This is a genomic window from Hymenobacter aerilatus (genome assembly GCF_022921095.1).
Lineage (GTDB): Bacteria > Bacteroidota > Bacteroidia > Cytophagales > Hymenobacteraceae > Hymenobacter > Hymenobacter aerilatus.
Window position 1 is genome coordinate 1113160 of record NZ_CP095053.1, and the last position, 20200, is coordinate 1133359.

General features: G+C 55.8%; 18 protein-coding genes. 7 read left to right on the top strand and 11 right to left on the bottom strand.

Translation table 11 applies throughout. From position 1 onward, the window contains the following. The first annotated feature begins 300 nt into the window (after positions 1–300). Positions 301–888 carry a hypothetical protein gene (locus MUN82_RS04735; protein ID WP_245095367.1) on the top strand — a complete coding sequence of 196 codons (588 nt, stop codon included), beginning with the start codon at positions 301–303 and terminating at the stop codon, positions 886–888. Between the two features lie 86 nt (positions 889–974). On the opposite strand, the gene MUN82_RS04740 is transcribed toward MUN82_RS04735, so the two are convergent. The 9 genes from MUN82_RS04740 to MUN82_RS04780 form a co-directional block, all read right to left on the bottom strand. Continuing rightward, a complete protein-coding gene (locus MUN82_RS04740) occupies positions 975–1931 on the bottom strand; it encodes a transketolase family protein (protein WP_245095368.1) in 957 nt (318 codons plus the stop codon). Between the two features lie 97 nt (positions 1932–2028). Beyond that, positions 2029–2796 carry a phytanoyl-CoA dioxygenase family protein gene (locus tag MUN82_RS04745; protein WP_245095369.1) on the bottom strand — a complete coding sequence of 256 codons (768 nt, stop codon included), beginning with the start codon at positions 2794–2796 and terminating at the stop codon, positions 2029–2031. Beyond that, positions 2793–4193: a vWA domain-containing protein gene (locus MUN82_RS04750; protein WP_245095370.1), complete on the bottom strand. Its 1401-nt coding sequence runs from the start codon at positions 4191–4193 to the stop codon at positions 2793–2795. Before MUN82_RS04750 ends, MUN82_RS04745 begins: the two co-directional genes overlap by 4 nt. A 126-nt stretch (positions 4194–4319) precedes the next feature. Then, complete coding sequence (locus tag MUN82_RS04755; protein WP_245097514.1) at positions 4320–5207, bottom strand: transketolase; 888 nt, start codon at positions 5205–5207, stop codon at positions 4320–4322. Between the two features lie 199 nt (positions 5208–5406). Next, positions 5407–6708 (bottom strand): C45 family peptidase, encoded by a 1302-nt coding sequence (locus MUN82_RS04760; RefSeq protein ID WP_245095371.1) that lies wholly within the window; start codon positions 6706–6708, stop codon positions 5407–5409. Positions 6709–6872: 164 nt separating this feature from the next. After that, positions 6873–7319 (bottom strand): thioredoxin-dependent thiol peroxidase, encoded by a 447-nt coding sequence (gene bcp, locus MUN82_RS04765; RefSeq protein ID WP_245095372.1) that lies wholly within the window; start codon positions 7317–7319, stop codon positions 6873–6875. A gap of 191 nt (positions 7320–7510) precedes the next feature. Then, positions 7511–8065, bottom strand: coding sequence for a lipocalin family protein (locus MUN82_RS04770; RefSeq protein ID WP_245095373.1), 555 nt, complete (start codon positions 8063–8065; stop codon positions 7511–7513). Between the two features lie 69 nt (positions 8066–8134). Next, entirely contained in the window at positions 8135–10168 is a 2034-nt protein-coding gene (locus MUN82_RS04775) for a M23 family metallopeptidase (protein WP_245095374.1), read from the bottom strand. Between the two features lie 142 nt (positions 10169–10310). Further along, positions 10311–10925, bottom strand: a complete 615-nt coding sequence (locus tag MUN82_RS04780) for a fumarylacetoacetate hydrolase family protein (RefSeq protein ID WP_245095375.1) — start codon at positions 10923–10925, stop codon at positions 10311–10313. A gap of 299 nt (positions 10926–11224) precedes the next feature. Here MUN82_RS04780 and MUN82_RS04785 point away from each other — a divergent pair, with 299 nt between their 5' ends. Both MUN82_RS04785 and MUN82_RS04790 read left to right on the top strand, forming a co-directional pair. After that, positions 11225–12022, top strand: coding sequence for a M48 family metallopeptidase (locus tag MUN82_RS04785; protein WP_245095376.1), 798 nt, complete (start codon positions 11225–11227; stop codon positions 12020–12022). Between the two features lie 17 nt (positions 12023–12039). After that, on the top strand, positions 12040–12624 hold the full coding sequence (locus MUN82_RS04790) for a hypothetical protein (RefSeq protein WP_245095377.1): 585 nt from the start codon (positions 12040–12042) through the stop codon (positions 12622–12624). A gap of 159 nt (positions 12625–12783) precedes the next feature. Here the strand turns inward: MUN82_RS04790 and MUN82_RS04795 are convergent, their stop codons facing one another. Beyond that, positions 12784–14172: a UDP-N-acetylmuramate--L-alanine ligase gene (locus MUN82_RS04795; RefSeq protein WP_245095378.1), complete on the bottom strand. Its 1389-nt coding sequence runs from the start codon at positions 14170–14172 to the stop codon at positions 12784–12786. A 419-nt stretch (positions 14173–14591) separates the two neighbouring features. Between MUN82_RS04795 and dnaB the strand changes: the two genes are divergently transcribed. The 3 genes from dnaB (at position 14592) to MUN82_RS04810 (ending at position 18729) form a co-directional block, all read left to right on the top strand. Continuing rightward, complete coding sequence (dnaB, locus tag MUN82_RS04800; RefSeq protein ID WP_245097515.1) at positions 14592–17159, top strand: replicative DNA helicase; 2568 nt, start codon at positions 14592–14594, stop codon at positions 17157–17159. A gap of 156 nt (positions 17160–17315) precedes the next feature. Further along, positions 17316–18119 carry a pyrroline-5-carboxylate reductase gene (gene proC / locus MUN82_RS04805; RefSeq protein WP_245095379.1) on the top strand — a complete coding sequence of 268 codons (804 nt, stop codon included), beginning with the start codon at positions 17316–17318 and terminating at the stop codon, positions 18117–18119. A gap of 22 nt (positions 18120–18141) precedes the next feature. Continuing rightward, positions 18142–18729 (top strand): Crp/Fnr family transcriptional regulator, encoded by a 588-nt coding sequence (locus MUN82_RS04810; protein WP_245095380.1) that lies wholly within the window; start codon positions 18142–18144, stop codon positions 18727–18729. 146 nt (positions 18730–18875) lie between these two features. On the opposite strand, the gene MUN82_RS04815 is transcribed toward MUN82_RS04810, so the two are convergent. After that, positions 18876–19250: a winged helix-turn-helix transcriptional regulator gene (locus tag MUN82_RS04815; protein ID WP_245095381.1), complete on the bottom strand. Its 375-nt coding sequence runs from the start codon at positions 19248–19250 to the stop codon at positions 18876–18878. Between the two features lie 218 nt (positions 19251–19468). Between MUN82_RS04815 and MUN82_RS04820 the strand changes: the two genes are divergently transcribed. Further along, positions 19469–20065 carry an FMN-dependent NADH-azoreductase gene (locus tag MUN82_RS04820; protein ID WP_245095382.1) on the top strand — a complete coding sequence of 199 codons (597 nt, stop codon included), beginning with the start codon at positions 19469–19471 and terminating at the stop codon, positions 20063–20065. The last annotated feature ends 135 nt before the right edge of the window (positions 20066–20200 follow it).

A 20200-nucleotide genomic window follows, 5' to 3' on the forward strand; every position in this document is an offset into this window, starting at 1 on the left:
GCTCACAAAGCTGACAGCACGTACTCGTGTGGGGCCATACCACGCTAGTGCGCTATAGTTTGTCATTGTAGCTGTGGTTCAGGGCGCCTACAAGCGCCGCTAGTTGCTGTCCTTACTATTTATTAACCGCTAGTAACCTTTGGTTTGGTAGTTAAAAAGGCAAGAAAGTTAACAGGCTGGAGACTATTGCATAAATATTGCCTAGAGGGATTTCTAGGTATTATCTCATTAAACATTCTACTTTATGCCTACGAAACACTTTTACCTTGATGATGACAAAACTCACCTTATCAAGCTACGTTGGGGCCTATTCTGGAAAACCTTACGATTGCTGAAAATGGTCATATAGTAGGGCAGGTCAAAAACCAAGCGGCTTTGCGAACAGCTTCAACATTTCCATTAGCCGACGGCCGGTCATTGACAGTACAATTGCGTCGCGTACTAATGTCGGAAGACTTGGAAGTGCTTATTGATGGAGAGCCGGTAGCAGGTAGTTCTTCTCATCCGGCCGAACGCTTCAAGCAAGCATTATATACGTTGCTGCTCCTAGCTGCTTTCAATGGAATACTGGGTATAGTTGCTGAAATCGTCGATGTTGAGTTATTTAAAGCATTAGGTCTGGGGTACGGTACCGTAGTTGTAGGCATGGTATACTTAGGACTGTATTGGTGGGCTAAAAACCAGTTTTCCTCCGTCGCCCTGTATATCGCTATCGGAATCTTGATACTTGACTTTATACTTGCTGTCGTTTATGCTACTGATAGTCAAGCTCCAAATACACCCGGTGCGGGTGTATTAATGCGCGTAATATTCTGCACTCTATTATATAAAGGTGCTCAGGGAGCCAAACAATTGAAAGCGAGTCAGACTGAAGTAGACTTAGCATAAAAAGCCTCTATAGAGTGTATTCTCTTCCAAAGAAAAAGCCCGATGCTAACAAGCATCGGGCTTTTTCTTCATTTAGTATGGCAGCCTTACTTCCGGCGGGCCATTACTTTTTCAACGGCGGCTACAATAGCGGCTTCGTTGAGGCCGTATTTTTCCATCAATTGGTCGGGGGTACCGCTTTCGCCGAAGGAGTCATCTACGCCAACCATCTCCAGGGGTAGGGGCTCCTCGCGGGCTAGCAGCTGGGCCACGCTGTCGCCGAGGCCGCCGTTGAGCTGGTGCTCCTCAGCCGTTACCACGCAGCGCGTTTTGCGCACCGAGTTCAAAATAGCTTCGGCATCCAGGGGCTTGATGGTGTGGATGTTGATGATTTCGGCATTGATACCTTTGTCAGCCAGTAGCTTACCAGCCAAGATGGCCTTCCATACCAAGTGGCCCGTGGCGAAGATGCTCACGTCGGTGCCTTCGTTCAGCATCACGGCTTTGCCAATGATAAACTCCTGGTCAGCGGGGGTGAACACCGGCACCACAGGGCGGCCGAAGCGCAGGTACACCGGGCCTTCGTGGTCGGCAATGGCAATGGTGGCGGCTTTGGTCTGGTTGTAGTCGCAGGGGTTGATGACGGTCATGTTGGGCAGCATCTTCATCATGCCCACGTCTTCCAGAATCTGGTGGGTAGCCCCGTCTTCGCCCAGCGTCAGGCCCGCGTGCGAAGCGCAGATTTTCACGTTCTTATTAGAATAGGCAATGCTCTGCCGAATCTGGTCGTACACGCGGCCCGTGGAGAAGTTGGCAAACGTGCCCGTGAAAGGAATCTTGCCGCCAATAGTCAGGCCAGCGGCCACGCCCATCATGTTGGCCTCGGCAATACCTACCTGGAAGAAGCGCTCTGGATTGTCTTTGATGAAGGCATCCATTTTCAAGGAGCCTACCAAGTCGGCGCAGAGGGCTACTACGTTGGGGTTGGTTTTGCCCAGCTCCTGCAAGCCGGCGCCAAAGCCCGAGCGGGTGTCTTTCTTTTCGGTGTAGGGGAAGTCTTTCATGTGAGGTATGGGAGAGTTTGAGATGTTCAACGATTGGCCTCACCCCCCGGCCCCCTCTCCGAAAAAGGAGAGGGGGAGCCAGACGGCGAAGAAAAAATTAGAGAATAGGTAGCCTTTCGCGCCAGTGCAAGCCGCTTGGCAACTCAGCCGCGCTAAATTCTAGGTGAATCACGCGGCGAGGGCGGGCGCTAGTACTGCGGTTGGAAGCATGTAGCGTCAATGGTTTCATCAGCATCACGCCACCGGCCGGTACGGGGCACGTTATAGCGTTAAGGGTATACGCTGGTAAATTGGCAGCCGGAATAGCGCCGCACTGATGCGAACGAGGTACCACTTTCAGCGCCCCATTGGTCGCGTTGCAATCATCAAGGTGAAGACGAAGGGTACAGATACTTTCCAGAATTTCTCGCGGGGGCTGTACGCTCACGTTGTCTGACTTTGTGCTCCACGGACTAAAGCCAAGAAAATCAAGTCGTTGGTTAACGTTATGCATCAAGTCTTGATGCCAGGCTACCAGCCAGTTCGATTGAGCTGGCTTGTCAAAGTAGATAGCCTTGGTGAGGCAAGGTGTAGTGTTCGGAAACAAAGTATCTAACAATTGCCGCAGTTTCGGTGTGAAAAGTGCCCGCTGCAACTCAGGTATTTCTCCTAACAAATTGCGAATTGCAAACAAATCCTGTGTGCGTCGAAAGTTATGAGATGTGGCTTCTGCTTTGTCAATGATTTGTAGCAATTGTGTTACCTCCTGAATGCTAAATACCTGCGGTATAGTAGCGCAACCATTCAGCGCCAGCTGTTCAGCGGCGGCGGCTGGAGCATTAGGCGCCACTGGAAATAAAACGGGTAGCGTAGCAAGCTGAATCATTTCCCGAAAATGCTAACCGAGGTGACCTGCCCCGAGCGAATGGAAAAATTGCGCGTGTCGGTGAACTTGCTGCCCAGTGCGTTGGCCGAGCGGAACACTAGGCGGTAGTTGCCCGGCTGCATGGGTAGGTTGAGCTTGCTGCTACCTCCATCGGGCAGGGTGTACACCCATGTTTGCGAGTCGTCCTGGTTTATCTGGTAGATGCTGCCGTAGCCTTTCAGATCCGAGATGATGTTGAGCGTACCGGGCGCTTCGTACGTCACGGCCGTTTCTTGGCCCTGCTTCACCGTGATGCGGCGCACCAAGCGGGGTAGGGTCAGTAGCTCTACCTCGTAGTTGCCGGCCAGTAGCTTTTGCTTCGCGCCAAAGGGTAGGGATACTACCGTAGCCGCATTGCCCTGCGCCCGCACCACGGCTCGCACCGTGCCATAGGGGTTGGGCGTGAGCGACGGATTGCGAAGTGCCAGCGTGCCTTGGGGCGTTTTGTATGTCAGCACGTTGGCTTTGCCGGGCCGGATGGGTAGGTTGCGTTGCACCACCGGCGGCACGGTGTTTATCACTAGGTCATAGCTTTGCAAGGCATCCACGTCCAGCACGTCGGGCTTGCCCTGGGCGTCGCGGTAGTGCACGTAGTTGTACTCCGGCTGCTCCGTCACGTTGTTGAGGAACGTGAGGTTGACGTTGCTTTCCGTCGGTCTACCCTGTTCGTCGGTAAGGTTCACGGCCACGGTGGTTTTGCTCAGGGTTTGGGCAATCACATCGTTGAGTACTGTGCGGAAAGTGCCCACGTCGGCGGCGTTGTAGTACTGTCCCAGGCATTCGAGCTGCTTGCCGAACTCCTTTTCAGCCCCAATACCAATTACAAACGGCTTCAGGAACACCCGCTTGCGCTGCAACGCCAGCGCCGTAGCGCAAGGGTCGCCCTTGCAAGATTCGAGGCCGTCTGTGATGAGGATGAGCACGTTGCGGGAGTTGGGGTCGGCGGGAAAGTCCCGGGCCGACTGTTGCAGGGAGTAGGTGATGGGCGTATTGCCCTTGCCCTCGATGGTCTTGAGCTTTTCGCGAATAGCGCGGGCATTTTTGCTGGCAAACGGCACTTCCAGTCGGGAGTCCTCACAGTTGTTTTCCTTGGCCAGGTGCTGATGGCCGTACACGCGCAAGGCCAGTTGCAGGTTGGGGTAGGAGTCGAGCGAGTCGGCCATGCGAGCAAGTAGGCGTTTGGCTACCTCCATGCGTGGGCCGCCTTCCCAAGAAGCATTCATCGAGCCCGAGGCATCGAGCAGAAACAGAATGCGGGTGGTGCGGGGCTTTTCAGACTGATTTTGAGCGCGTAGTGGGGCTGTGAGTAGCAGCAGGCTACCCAGTAGAAACCCACATACGCGGCCCAGTGTCAGCATACGGTGCGCCTCACCCCCGGCCCCCTCTCCGAAAAAGGAGAGGGGGAGCCACGGCGGCTTTTTGTGCTTGCGTTAGCAAGACGACTACAAAATCCGATAAATCCGGCTAATCCGAGAAATCTGTGATTAGTAGTCGCTGGCTTCCTCTACCAGTAGCTGCTGCAAGGCTTTTTCCAGCTGCTCGTCGTTGGGGGCGGTGCCGTGCCACTTGTGCGTGCCCATCATGTAGTCCACACCGAAGCCCATTTGGGTGTCCATCAGGAACATCACGGGCTTGCCGTTGCCTAGTAACGACTTAGCTTGCTCCAGGGCGGGCAACAGGGTTTCAAATTGGTTGCCATCGGCTTCAATCACCTGCCAGTTAAAGGCTTCAAACTTGGCACGCAAGTCGCCGAGCCCGCCGATTTTCTCGGTGGGGCCGTCAATCTGCTGACCGTTGCGGTCTACGATGGCAATGAGGTTGTCTACCTTGTGGTGTGGAGCGTAGAGGGCGGCTTCCCAGATTTGGCCTTCCTGCAGCTCGCCGTCGCCCATGAGCACATATACGGTGCGGTCGTCGTTGTTGAGCTTCTTAGCCTGGGCGGCGCCCGTAGCCACGCTCAGGCCCTGGCCCAGTGAGCCGCTGGCAATACGCACGCCGGGTAGGTGCTCAGCGGTGGTAGGGTGGCCCTGCAGGCGCGAATCGATCTTGCGGAAAGTGTTCAGCTCGCTTACCGGGAAGTAGCCCGAACGCGCCAGCACCGAGTAGAGAGTAGCCGAAATGTGGCCGTTCGAAAGGAAAAATAGGTCCTCGCCGATACCATCCATCGAAAACTCGGGGTTGTGCTTCATCATTTTGAAGTACAGCGCCACTAGCAGATCGGTGCAGCCCAGCGAGCCGCCGGGGTGACCCGAGCTAACGGCGTGCACCATGCGCACGATGTCGCGCCGCACTTGGGCAGCAATCTGCTTGAGTTGAGGAATAGACTTGGGTTCCAGAGAAACGGGGGGCGCGGGGGCAATCGGCTGCGTCATCATACGTGAGAGTAGGTATGGCGGTAAAGGTAACAAGGATTGCCACACTCCCAAATTTCCCCATTAATTTACTCTTGATACGACTAAATAATGCCGATTCTAGGGCATTAACCAGCTTTTTACCAACACAATCGTTTGTGATAGGAGTATAATAGCAGGTTGCCGCATAGCATAGAAGATTTCCCGCAGCAGGCTCAACCTACAGTTTCGAGATATTGAAGGAAGCAAAGTCCCCTTTTGCTGTTTCTTGGTTCTGCAGCACCGGTAGCATAGGATTCAAAACCCGTTTGCCCGCAACGTAGAAGCAGTATTTCAGTTCTTCCCGGTTTGTTTTCAGCTTTAAAAGCCAGCCAGTAGGCGTTTTTTGCATAAAATGGAAAAAACTATACTCGCCTTTAATCTCTACGACAACGGATTTTGCCTTCAGATAACCTGGTAACTCAATTACCACATTAGCTTCTATTGAGTCCCGAAGGTTGGCAAGCAACGCGTTGGTTTTCCAATTAGGCTTTGCAAGTGCCTCTAGCACCTGAATGGCTTCTTCGTTCCTACCCTCAACGGCTAACACCTCTGCCTTCGTAAACTGTACTTCTGTACTGTCCAGACGCTTATTGGTGTACATATACTGCTCCCACACAGGAAAAAGAACGTTTGCTTGCGCAAATTTTTTGTCGATGTAGAAGTCGTTCAGAAAAGCCATGCGCAACTGTGATTCTCTCTGGTCTGCAGTGAGTTGGCTCTTTTGCAAAAAGCGACCAACTGCTTGCGCATCACCCCCATGCTGCAACACCGAAGCAAGGAGCTGACTGGTATTTCGCGGAAATTTGGTCGCTAGTAAGATGTGCTGCTTGCCTTGCGTGAGCAATTTGGCCACGCTCGTGTGCCATGGCATGGTGTATTCTTCGGCCAGATAAAACCAGATTTCCCCCGTAGATAGGTTGTGAATATTCGTGTAGACTGAGGTCGTAAACTCACGCTGGGACGTAGCGGCTGCAATCTTGAGGAGGCTTTCATGACTTACACCATCTTGCGCCAGCAATTTCTGCGCAATAGGGTAACGCCAGCAACTCTGCTTTTGCAGACCAGTAGCGCACACGTTGAAATTCGTGGAAGTGAGGTATTTGGTGGCGCGAAGAATGGTGTCAGGGGCAATAACGGCCAGATTCCCATATTTATCGGCGACATGGATTTGATCACCTAGATCGGGTAAATAGTAGGTGTCCCACAAGGCCAAAAATTCGGGCACCGATTTACAATGCTGAAGCATGTATTCCAGCATGTTGCCGTGAGGAAACGGCTTTTTGCCAACGCTTACTTTGTACTGCTGCGGTGGCGGTAGCGCATTGATATCAAAAAAGAGACCAGCCTCGTTCACACCCCCTTGCACGCTGCTTTGAGGAGAACCGTAGGTAAGGGTGATGTAACCCAGCGTGTGCTTGTCCTTGGCTGGAAAGGCATTCACGTAGTTAGAAGACGTATGAAAGAAGTCTTCATTATTCATGGCCCACGTCTGGCCTTTCTGATCTGTACCCGAAACGATGGTACAAGCGAATAGCCAGCTTACGGGGACGAATAGAAAAAGTAGGAGTAGGGCAGTTCGCATAAGTATTAAGAACTGTAATGAGAAGCGCTACCCTACTCATTAGGTAGCTTTGGGTAGGTGCCTTAAGCTAACTGCTCGGTGTGGTTTTTAGTGTCTACTTTCTTGATAACCTTCTCAATCACACCTTCTTCATCAATGAGAAAGGTGGTGCGCACAATGCCCATATAGGCGCGGCCGTAATTCTTCTTTTCCTGCCACACACCGTAGGCTTCTACCAATTGCTTATCGGTATCGGCGAGTAGGGGAAAGGGTAGGTCGTACTTCAGAGCAAATTTCTTATGTGAGGCTTCGTTATCGGTACTTACACCGATGACCTGCACGTTTTTGGCGGTCAGCTCCTCTTGGTGGTCGCGCAGGTTGCAGGCCTGGGCCGTGCAACCAGGCGTGTCATCCTTGGGGTAGAAGTATAGCGCTACTTTCTTTCCCCGAAAATCGGAGAGGCTAACGGTGTTGCCATCCTGGTCGGTGGCAGTGAAGGCAGGGGCGGTATCGCCAGCTTGTAAGGCCATGGTGGTGAAATGGTGAGTTTGTGAAGTTGTGAATATGAGTGAAAAGCCACGTGTCATCCTAAGCAGAGCGAAGGACCTTCTCACGCGAGAACGACCATCATAACAACGACTTGTTCTCACGTGAGAAGGTCCTTCGTCGCCGCTTGATGCGCGGAATGCTCAGGATGACAGACGCTTATCAACCGCCTACCCTAAAACGCAGGTGGGGCTTGCTGGGTGAAAATCAGCTTTTCGACGGGGAATCCCAACTCCTGGCCGCGCTGTACCAATTCATTTTGTACAACGACGGGCAGTTGCGGGGTGCGGCTCAGCAGCCACAGGTTTTCGCGGCTGGGTTCGCCTACTAGGGCGTAACGGTAGTCGGCATCGAGAGCCAGAATCCAATAATCGCCTTTAAACGGCCAGAAAAATTGCACTTTCAGCTTGGCATTAGTGGTAGGGTCGGCTACGGTGGCCAGACCCGCGGCCTTCTTCACTTTGCCCGTGGGCGTATGCTTATGGCAGGTGTTTACCACCGTCACGTCGCCGTCGGGGCGGATGGTGTACTGGGCCGTTACGCTGGTGCAGTCTTTCTCGAAGGAAGCAGGCAGGCGGGCAATTTCATACCATTTGCCCGCGTAACGCGGCAAATCGACGTAGGGGACGGTAGGCAGCGGCTCATGGTGGCGTGATTTGGCGTACAAAGCAGCCACGGCGGCCACGGTGGTGGCCACGGCTCCTACAATAATCGGACGGCGTGCAGACATAGCAAAGGTTGGTTGAGGTCAAACGAAGCTCCTTGTACGGAGCTGTTGCGAAAGAGTCGGCTAGCAGCCTTACTTCAGCTTTACCGGAATTACTTTTTTGTTGCCGGCCTGGTCTACCAGGTGCAGCTCGGCGGCGCCGTGCAAAGGCGGGCCCAGTGTGTCTTCCTTCACCGTGAATAGGGTAGCGTTTTTGTATTCGTAGCGCAGCAGGCGCCACTGTCCGTTCACAAGCAACCGGTAGCTGCTCAGCCCCGAGAGGTTGTCGCCGACCACGAAGGTGAGGCCGGCCGGCGTGTTGCGTATCACCCGCGCCGAGGGCGCAATGGTATCCGTGAGCACCCGAAACATGCCGAAGGTTTTGATGGGCGTGGTAATCTGGTTGCCGGTCCACTTGCCGCCCTGGTAAATCTTGCCGCCTTTGGAATTGATCATATACACCGCCGAGCGGGCTTTGTCGGTTACTTCCTGCTCGGGTTTCAGGGTCAGGCGCAGGGTTTGCAGCAGGGGCGTGCGCAGGTTTTGCACGGTGTAGGTGCCACCAGCCAGGGGCTGGTAGCTGGTTTGCAGGTACAGCGTATCGAACAGCGTGCGCGGGGCAAACGCCAGATTCAGGTGGGCATCAGCAAAGGTCCAGTCGCGGCCGCTGGGCACCATTGCTTGCCGGTTGAAGGCGCGGTGCACTTTCCCAAACAGCAGGGAGTCGGGTAGGCCGGCGCGCAGGTCGTAGAGGTACACGTTCTGGCTTTGCTGTACGTAGCTGGGGCGCAGCTGCAAGCGTCGCGCGCCGCGCGTGAGCGTGAGGTTGCCTACCTGGGTGGCCGTGTCGGGGTCGGCCACCAGTACCTTCAGAATGTTGCGGGTGATGTCGTAGCGCAGGCTGGGCTGCTTCACGGCCGCCGAACGAGTTTTGAAGTAGGCCGGCTGTTGTCCGCGCAGCACAAACGACACAGGCGTAGTATTGCCATAGGAGTCGCGCATCTTGATTTCCACGGTATAGAGTTGCCCATCTTCCACCCGCAGCGTGCCCTTGCTGGGGCCAGTGGTGTAGAGCGGAATGGTGGTGCCATCGTCCACAAACAGCTTTTCCAGCGTGCGGCCGGTCATTTTCTGCCAGTCGTAGTCGATGTGGTTGGAAATCTGGCGCGACTCCGTGAAGGGCACGCCGTCGATGTGGTGCTCGTATAACGGCTGCCCGTTTACGGTTACAGCCACATGTTGCAGACCGTACTTGTTCCACACGTTATCAAACCGGTCTACGGCTTGCAGCAGCAGCCCTACCGTGCCGTAGGCCTGGATGGTATCGGGGTGGGTATAGGCAGCGTTGGGGGTAGGCGTTTTGGGCAGAAAAACACGCTTCTCAAACAGGCCCTGCACGCGGGCATCAATGCTAAGCGGCTCTATGGCGAAAGATTGGAGGGTAGGCGGCACATGGTCCTGAATTTCGGGGAAGCCGCCCCACTGCAAGGGGTTCAGCTGCTCGTCTTTGGCCGTGCGCACCTCCCAGTGCACGTGTGGTCCACCCGAGCCACCGGTGTTACCCGATAGCGCCACCACTTGCCCACGCTTCACCGGAAACTGGTCCTTGTCGAAAAACAGCTCCAGCTCGTAGGTCTGCTTCTGGTACTGACGCCGCAGCAGCGTATCGGCCACGGGGCCGAGGAAGCGGTTGAGGTGACCGTATACCGTGGTTAGGCCATTGGGGTGGGTGATGTAGAGCACGTTGCCATAGCCGAAGCTGCTCTGCTTCAGGCGCGAAACGTAGCCATCGGCCGAGGAATATACTGGCAAATCCACCCGCCCATCGGTTTTGATATCGAGGCCGCCGTGGAAGTGGTTGGGTCGGATTTCGCCCATGCTGGCCGCCAAAAAGTTGGGGTTGCCGGGCTTGATGGGAAATAGGAAGTAGCCTTTGGGTACCTCTACGGGCATGAAAGGCCGCTTGGGCACCACCACCGAGGAAGAGTCGGGCGCGGCCGCGGTAGGGGTGTCTGCGCCGGGCGCTGGCACATCGCCGGCAAATGGAGCCGGCCGCAGGCCCAGCGTCGTCAGCAGCAGAGTAGCCGCCGCGGCGCCCAACCGCCAGCCGGAAAAGAAATAGGGCATTCTGGAAAGGAAATCTAGGAAACAGGGTAGGGAGCAGCGAAAAGCTAGGGCTATGGGTCTAACTCCCCTCCTTGAAAAAGGAGGGGAATTCGTTCTAACCGTTTCTCGCTTCTAGCCTTTAAACTCCCAACCGCGCAAAAAATTATTTAACCGCTACATCCAGCACGCGTTCCTGCTCGATAAAGCCCACCAGCCGGTCGCCGATTTTCACGGGGCCGACGCCGCTGGGCGTGCCGGTGAAAATCAAGTCGCCGATTTTCAGGGTGATAAAGCGCGAGATGTAGCTGATGATGGCGTCGAAGGGATGCAGCATCAAGCTGGAGTTGCCCTGCTGGCGCACTTCGCCGTTCACTTCCAGCCGGAAGTTGATGTTTTTCAGGTCGGCAAAGTCGCCCACAGGTTTGAATACGGTGCCCAGCGGGGCGGAGCCATCGAACCCCTTGGCTAGCTCCCAGGGTAGGCCCTTGGCCTTGAGCTTGCTTTGCAGGTCGCGGGCCGTGAAATCGATGCCCAAACCGATGGCATCGTAATAGGTATGCGCAAATTTCTCCTCGATGTTCTTGCCGTTTTTGCTGATGCGCAGCACTAGCTCCAGCTCGTGGTGCACATCCTGCGAAAAATCGGGGTAGAAGAAGGGCATTCCACGCTGGAGCAGGGCCGTATCGGGCTTGGCGAAGATGACCGGTTCAGAAGGGGTTTCGTTTTGTAGCTCAGCAATATGGTCGGCGTAGTTGCGGCCGATGCACAGTATTTTCATGTGAATCAAGAAAGTCTGGTGAGTAGGGCGTCGTTGAGGGAGGGCCGTGTGGCAAGCTGAGCCGTGGAGGCTCAGCGCGCATACCGCACAACGTGCGTAGGCATCAAAAGTAGGCCTTCATTTTGCGGGACGCAACCCAAAACGGACTCCCTACCCCGGAATGAGAACATTTTACCTGATGCCTGTCGTATAGCACACCACAGGCTACTACGTACTCGTTGCTCCAATGTTGGTGGGGTAGTTGGGCTAGTGGTCTGGCCTGTTCCCTTTTCTCTCTCCCTCCAAAACCACTTAGTAAAATGCTTAAAAAGTATATAACGGTTGCCAGCCTCTGCCTGCTGAGCGCCTGTGCTACGGTGCCCATCACGGGCCGCCGTCAGCTTAGCCTAGTTCCCGAAAGCGAAGTAATCAACCTGGCGCAGCAGCAGTATCGGCAGGTACTGGACTCCAGCAAAGTGATTAACAGCGGCGCGCAGGCCGCTATGGTAAAGCGGGTAGGCCAGCGCATACAGCAGGCTGTGGAAATGTACTTCCGCCAGCAAAATCAGTCGGACCAACTGACTGGCTACCAGTGGGAGTTCAACCTAATTCAGGATGATAAGCAACAGAACGCCTGGTGTATGCCAGGCGGTAAGGTGGTAGTGTACACCGGCATCCTACCCATCACGCAGGACGAAAACGGCTTGGCCGTGGTGATGGGTCACGAAATTGCCCACGCCGTAGCCCGGCACGGCTCCGAACGCATCAGCCAGCAGGAGGCGCAGCAGTTAGGTGGTAGTCTGGTTAGCGCGGCCCTCACGGGTCGGTCGCCTATGGCTCAGCAGTTGGCGGCGCAGGCGTTTGGCTTGTCTACTAGTTTGGGTATTCTGCGTTACGGCCGCAACCAAGAGTCAGAAGCCGACCACCTGGGGCTTATTTTTATGGCTATGGCCGGCTACGATCCGCAAGGTGCCATTGCGTTCTGGCAGCGTATGGCTGCCCGCGAAAACCAGGCCGCGCCACCAGAGTTTCTGTCGACTCACCCCTCCAATGATACACGTATTGCAGACATCCAACGGGAGTTGCCCGAAGCACAGAAGTATTACAAAGCCCGCTAATTTATATCGTATATCCTATGCCACGTTTCTTCCGTTTGCCGCTACGTCTACTCAGTATGGTGCTCGTCAGCCTGCTTTTGCTGCCGGCCTGCGAAACATCCAAGCGTAGCTTTCCGGAATTTGGCACGCCGCCTTCCGACAACCCGGAGGAAGACGCCGCCCGCCGCCGCCGGACGGAAGGCAATACCAAGCTGGTGGCCTGGGCCAGCACCAAAAACGAAAACGTGGAGTACGTGGTGCCCCGCGCCCAGCTGGCCACGGAGTTTATCCGGCAGTTTGGCGACGGCACGGTGGTAGACCGCATCACCATTCGGAAGGTGCAGGACACCCCTCAGGACAAAGCCGTGTACTACTTAGTAGGGCTGGGCTTACGCAATGGCATGTTTCAGGCCATGGCCATCCCGCTGCAAACGTCCTCCGACAACTCCCTGTACATGACCTCTAACGCGTCTCGTTACATTATCACCAGCGTGGGCTGCACTATGTGCTTCTTTGAGTTCGAGAACAGCCAGATTACAGGCACCAGCTGCGCCGAAAACAACGGTGGTGGCCGCTGCGACTTACGCGTGGAAAACGGCAACACTTTCTTCGTCCGCCAATGATCAGCCGCAAGTGGATTCTGCGCCTCTCCCTCACCGCCCTAGCCCTGCTACTTACAACGGATGGGGGTAGGAAGGTGATTAAGAATGAATAAGTAAGATAGGCGCCACAAACGTCTGTCATCCTGCGCGGAGCGCAGGATGACAGACGTTTTTTAATTCCTATTTCTTAATTACCTCTTCCGCCAACCCAGCTAAATCAAGCCCGTCAAAAGTACCGGAGGTCATCATCAGCAGATTGGTATCTTGCCAATTTTGCTGATGTAGGAAGTCAGCCAGGGCCTTGCTGTCGGTAAATACCTGCAAATCGGAACGCTGGAAGGCCTGCTGCACGGCTTCGGGGGGTAGGGCGGGTAGGCGTTTGTGTTCCAGCACGTGCGGGTTGAAGTAAACCACCGCCACATCGGGTGCGTCGAAGGTATGGGCGTACTGAGGTAGGAAAGCCGGGTTGAGCGAGCTGAACGTGTGTAGCTCCAGGCAGGCTACTAGCCGGCGCTTCGGAAACTGCTGTTTCAGGGCCGTAGCGGTGGCTTTCAGCTTGCTAGGCGAGTGCGCAAAGTCTTTGTACACCACCGAGTCCTGGCCCTCGCGTACCAGCTCCAGACGGCGCGCAGCACCTTTGAAGGTCGCAATGGCTTCGTAAAAATCTTTGCCTTTGATGCCCAGCTGCTTGCACACCTCTTTGGCCGCTGAGATGTTGCGCAGGTTATGGGCGCCAAACACCTGCACCGGCACCTGCTCATCGCGCTTGGTGATGAGGTAGGTTTTGCCGTCGCGCAGCACGTGCTCGTGCGGACCGTAGCCCACGTACTTCACATCGGAGGAGGTAGGCACGGTTATCAGCTGCACCTGCTCGTCGTCCTGGTCGTAGATGAGGGTGCCGGCCTTGGGCGTCATCTCCGCGAAGATTCGGAACTGCTCGCGGTAGATTTCCTCGGTCGGAAACACGTTGATGTGGTCCCAGCTAATGCCGGAAATCACGCCAATGTGGTGCTGGTAGAGGTGAAACTTCGGTCGCCGGTCGATGGGCGACGACAGGTACTCATCGCCCTCAATGATAATGATAGGCGCATCTTCCGTGAGCTGTACCATCAGATCGAACCCCGCCAGCTGGGCGCCCACAGCGTAGTCGAACTTTCGCTGGTGGTAGCGCAATACGTGCAGAATTAGCGAGGTAATGCTGGTTTTGCCGTGCGAGCCGCCAATCACGATGCGCTGCTTGTCCTTACTGGCCTCGTAGATAAACTCCGGAAACGAGTACACGCGCAGGCCCAGCTCTTGGGCGCGCAGCAGCTCGGGGTTGTCGGGGCGGGCATGCATGCCCACAATCACAGCGTCAAGGTCGGCCGTGATTTTCTCTGGAAACCAACCTTCGGCGGCCGGCAGGAGCCCGGCGGCCTGCAGGCGACTTTTAGCCGGCTCAAATATCTCGTCGTCGGAGCCCGTCACGTGGGTGCCGCGCTGGTGCAGGGCCAGCGCCAGATTGTGCATGATGCTGCCGCCGGTAGCAATCAGGTGAAGGCGCTGGAAGGGGGAAGGGGTAGCAGGCATTGGGTAAGCGAAACGATGCAAGCGAATGGGCGGCAAAGGTAGGCAGATAGAACATACCAGCCAGGGTAGGGGTTAGGAAGCAGGCAGTGCGGCTTGCCGCCGCCTACCGCGCCGTGCGGCAAAACCCAGTTGAGTGCCTGCGAGGCAGGCCGGTACACCGCAAGGAACATAGCAAAAGAAACTGTATTTCCCACACCTGTTTTCTTCGCGTTAGCCGTTAGTTTTGTACCCCTTTTGCCCGGCCTGGCCGGGTACGTCAGGCATGGCCGGCTACACATTTTTTGGTGCCGCGGCCGGCTGCTACCCTAGTTCTGCTTACCTTAGTATTTCCCCCTCACCCCATGAACGACCGGATGGATGACCGCCTGAAACAATCGGCCTCACGGGCCAAAGCCGCCTGGACCAGCCGCCCGCCGGCTATGTCGATGGCGGCGCCCGCCGGCAAATTGCCTCCGCAGGCCCGCGAGCTGGAAGCGGCCGTGCTCGGCGCGCTCATGCTGGAAAAGGACGCCCTCACCACCGTTATCGACATTCTGAAGCCCCAGAGCTTCTACGACGACCGGCACCAAAGCATCTTCAAGGCCATTCTGAGCCTGTTTGATAAATCGGAGCCCATTGACTTGCTCACTGTTAATCAGGAGCTGAAGGAGCTGGGCGAGCTGGAAATGGCCGGTGGTACGCACTACGTGGCCAACCTCACCTTCAAGGTGAACTCGGCAGCCAACATCGAGTACCACGCCCGTATCATCACCGAAAACGCTATCAAACGCGAGCTGATTCGTATTGCCAGCGAGATTCACCGCGACGCGTTTGAGGACACCACCGACGTATTCAACCTCCTCGACAGCACCGAGCAGGCGTTGTTTGAAGTGTCGGAATCGAACATCCGTAAGAACTTCGACGACATGCGTTCTTTGATGGGTAAAGCCATCAAGGAGCTGGAAGAAAAGAAAAACCAAAAGGACGGCCTCACCGGCGTACCTTCCGGTTTCTCGGCGCTGGACCGCGTAACCAGCGGCTGGCAACCCTCTGACCTAGTGATTATTGCCGCACGCCCCGGCATGGGCAAGTGCCTCGGCAAAGGCACCAAAGTGCTGATGTACGACGGCACCCTACGCAACGTGGAAGACGTGCAGGCCGGCGAGCTGCTGATGGGCGACGACTCTACGCCTCGCCGCGTGCGCAGCATTGCGCGGGGTAGGGAAAACATGTACTGGGTGCGCCAGAACAAGGCTGAGGACTACCGCGTCAACGAAAGCCACATTCTGTCGCTCAAGCGCAGCCGCACCGAAGGCCCGTACCGCAAGGGCGACGTGCTGAACATTACGGTGAAGGACTGGCTGACGAAATCAGACAAGTTCCGCTCGAATTACAAAGGCTATAAAGTACCCGTGGCATTCGCCGCGCAGGACGTATCCGTAGACCCGTATTTTCTGGGTGTGTGGCTGGGCGACGGCAGCTCCGCTAACTGCCGCATCACAGCCCAGGATGCAGAAATTATTGAATATCTGAACGAGTATGCCGATGCGCTGGATCTGCAAGTGACGGTAGGGGTAGTGGCTGACCGGTGCAACAGCTACGGCATCACGCGGGGTAGGCAGGGCGGCAGCCTCACGCAATTCTCCTTGCAGGATGAGCTGCGCCAGCTGGGCGTACTCGGCGACAAGCACATTCCGCAAGCCTACCTCATCAACAGCCGTGAGAACCGCCTACGCCTGCTGGCCGGCCTTATCGATTCCGATGGCCACCTTGACCCTGTAAGCAACGGCTACGAAATCACGCAGAAAAACCACCGCCTGGCCCGACAAATCAAGTTTCTGGCCGATTCGCTGGGTTTTCGCACGTCGCTGAAGAAAAAGCGGGCTGCTATCAGCGCCATTGGCTACGAAAGCGAAGTGTACCGTGTGCGGATTTACGGCGACATCAATTGCGTGCCGGTGCGTATTGCTCGCAAAAAAGCCCAACCCTGGCAGAGCCCGGTGGATTGGCGCGTGACAGGTATCACAGTTGAGTTTGACAAGGAAGACGACTACTACGGTTTCGAAATCGACGGCAACCGTCTGTTCCTGTTGCAGGATATGACGGTGACGCACAACACCGCTTTTGTGGTATCGGCCATGCGCAACGCGGCTGTAGACCACAAGAAGCCGGTGGCCATCTTCTCGCTGGAAATGTCGTCTATTCAGCTGGTAAACCGTCTGATTTCGGCGGAAGCGGAGCTGGATTCGGAGAAGATCAAGAAAGGTAACCTAGCTGACTATGAGTGGGCGCAGCTCAACCATAAGATTTCCTCGCTGTCGTCGGCGCCTATTTTTATCGACGATACGCCCGCGCTCAGCATCCGGGAACTGCGCACCAAATGCCGCCGCCTCAAGGCCCACCACGACATTCAGATGATCATCATCGACTACTTGCAGTTGATGACGGGCAACTCGGATGGGGGCAAGGGTGCTGGCAACCGCGAACAGGAAATTGCCTCTATCTCGCGGGCGCTCAAGGGGATAGCCAAAGAGTTGAACGTGCCCGTACTGGCGCTGTCGCAGCTCTCGCGCTCCGTAGAAACCCGCGGCGGCGACAAAAAACCGCAGCTCAGTGACCTGCGCGAATCCGGTTCTATCGAGCAGGACGCCGACATGGTAGTGTTCTTGTACCGCCCTGAGTACTACAAGATTACGGAGGATGAAATGGGCAATCCTACCCAGGGTACGGGCGAGGTAATTATTGCCAAGCACCGGAACGGCTCCCTGGAAACGGTGCAACTCAAGTTCATCGGCCGCTTCACCAAATTTGCCGACCTGGATGGTGCCGGCGGCTTCGAGGGCGGTGGCGACTACAACCCCGGGGCTTTCCCTACCAGTACGTTCGACGAAGAGCCTGGCGCCTTCGCCCCGAATACCATCCGCCTAGGCTCGCGCATCAACAACGACGGGCCGGCCCCGCAGGCCTTTCCCCGCAGTACCTTCGGCAACGAAGACCCGCCGTTTTAAACGCAAGCCCCTGTCATCCTGAGCACAGCGAAGGACCTTTTCCCGCATGAATAACCGTCGTAACAACGACTAGTTCACACGGGAAAAGGTCCTTCGCTGTGCTCAGGATGACAGGAGTTTTCTACCTTGTCAATCCAACCTTCTACCCTCATAGCAATGCGCGTAGCAATTATCGGATGCGGCAACATGGGCATGGCCTACGCCAAATCCTTTCTGCAAAACAACTTGGTGAAGCCCGATAACATGCTACTGGTGGCTAAAAATCCGGCCCGGCACACAGAGCTGGCGGGTAGGCAGGCTGGGCGCGTAGTGCTGGGCATCACGGAGCAGGTAGGCCAGTATGATCTGGTGATTGTGGCCGTAAAGCCCCAGGATTTCAGTGGGGTAGCGCAAGAATTGCGCGAAGTGGTGCAGCCTCAGCAGATGGTACTATCCATTATGGCGGGCATCCCGATTGCGCGGTTGCAGCAGGAGCTGGCCCACCCCCTGATCATTCGGGCCATGCCTAACACGCCGGCGCTTATTGGGCTGGGCATGACAGCCTACGCTGCCGCCGATGGCCTCACGGTGCAGCAAATCCGGCAGGTGGAAAACCTGATCAACTCCACCGGGCGGGCCGTGTTCCTGGAGCAGGAAAACCTACTGGATGCCGCCACGGCCGTGAGCGGTAGCGGCCCGGCCTACTTCTTCTACATCGTGCGGGCCATGATTGAGGCCGGCCGCCAGTTGGGCTTCGACGAGGCCCTGGCTGCGCAACTAGTGAAGCAGACGATGCTGGGTTCCTTTCACTTGCTCAATAACTCCGAGAAGTCGCTGGATGAGTTAATTAAGGCAGTAGCTTCAAAAGGCGGTACCACCGAGGCAGCTCTCACGGTATTTGGGGAGCGGGATTTAACTGGGGCGTTGATTGGCGGTATCAGCGCCGCCGAGCGCCGGGCGGGAGAGTTGTCGAAGGGGTAGGGGCGAGGTATACGTTGTTTACATGATACCACCGGCCGCGTTTCGGAGCTACTTTCAGCGTCACTTGTCGGGGTTGCCCGAGGAGCAGGTGGCAGCTCTGGCGGCGCTGCTTACTCCGCGTACACTCCGGCGACACGAGGTGCTAGTACACCAAGACGAGGTAGGGCGGCACGGTGCGTTTGTGCTTTCAGGTTGCCTGCGCGCCTACGTGACGGATGCCAAGGGCAAAGAGCACATCCTACAATTCGCTCCCGAAAGCTGGTGGATAGCCGATCAGTATGGCCTGCTGCACCAGGCCCCCGCCCAGTTCTCCATTGATGCTGTGGAGGCTTCCGACGTGCTGCTCTTCGGTCCCGATTTCTACCCCCAGCTGCGGCAGTTGGGGCCGGAGCTACAGCAGTTTTTCTACGAGCTGCTGCAAAACAGCGTAGCCGCCATGCAACATCGCCTCATTGGGGTGCTCAGCGCCACCGCCGAAGCGCGCTACCTCGATTTTCAGCAGCGCTACCCTACGTTGGCGCAACGGCTGCCCTTGCGCCACATTGCGGCCTACCTGGGCATCACGCCCGAGTCGCTGAGCAGGCTGCGGCGGGAGCTGGCGCGAGGGTAAGCCAGTTATACTAGCTGTGGTCCAAAGCAAGGTTGGAGCCTACTCAAGATGGCTGCTCGACCTTTCCAGCGCGATGATAATGTTTCTTCCATGAGCACGTAGACGGGCACCGTACTACGCGTCATGTGCAGGTGCTCATCAGCAAATCACTCAGATGAAATTTGCTGGCCATGAGAGGTAGTAGCATCTAATCGGAGCTGATGTGCAGCACCCCAATCTTTTAAAATACTAATGACTGGCTCAAGCGTGCTGGCGTAGGGGAGGGCCTCGTATTCGACCACTACTGGCGGACCAGGGTAAACGGTGCGCGATAGAAGCTGGTGCGCTTCCAATTCCTTCAACTCCTTGGCCAGTACCTTAGTTGAAATACCTGGAATACTGCGCTCCAAGCCACGAAAATGGCGGACACCCGAGAGCAATGCTACCAGTATCTGCAGTTTCCATTTACCGCTGATGACGTCCAGCGCACTGCGTAATCCCAGTATTGTGTGAGTGCATTCCGCGGCGTTATGTTTGAACATGATGAAGAAGCGAAAAGAACAGTATGTGAAGCAAGGGAAACCCTGATTACCTGTCGGAAACCAGATTACCAAGGTGTAATCTGCAACTAGTGCAGGTCATAAACAAACAGGAAGCTGATTACTTGAGGAAAGCAGAGTTCTCGTCGTACGAGGGCGCCGGCAAAGTAGATGCCACCCATTTCTACGTCGTTCCTTTTTCTCATTTCACTCCTTTTTTCATGCAGATTCTGCAAATCATTTCCAGTGCTCGCGGGGCCGAATCGTACAGCACCCAACTCAGCCAAGGCATCATTGACAAACTACTGGTGGCGCATCCAGGCAGCTCGGTGGTGATACGCAACCTAGCGCAGACGCCCTTTCCTCATTTGGAGGAAGCGCACCTACAAGCCTATTTCACACCAGCCGAAAGTCGTTCGGCGGAGCAGCAACAGGCCGTGCATCACTCCGACGAGGCTATTGCGGAGATACTCGCCGCCGATGTCCTAGTTATCGGGGTGCCGTTCTACAACTTTTCCGTTACCTCGTCGCTGAAGTCGTGGCTCGACCACTTAACGCGGGCAGGCATTACTTTCCGCTATACGCCTACTGGTCCCGAGGGACTGATAACGGGTAAGAAAGTGTATTTGGCTGTGGCTAGTGGCGGCATTTACTCCACAGGACCCATGCAGCCCTACGATTTTGCTACGCCTTACTTGCGCCATATGCTCGGTTTTCTCGGCATGACCGATGTAGTGGTAGCCCGCGCCGAGGGTTTGAAAATTCCCGAGTTTCAAGCCACTGCTCTGCAAAAAGGACTAGATAGCGTAACTGTTTAGCCAGCTAGCTAAGTGCGGATACATAAGAACTCACCAATTCAGCAGCTGCCGGATTGGTGAGTTCTTATTCGTCTAGTGCTTGCAAGCGTAACGGTTCAGCAGGACGTTATGGTCAGCTATAACACCAAATGAGGC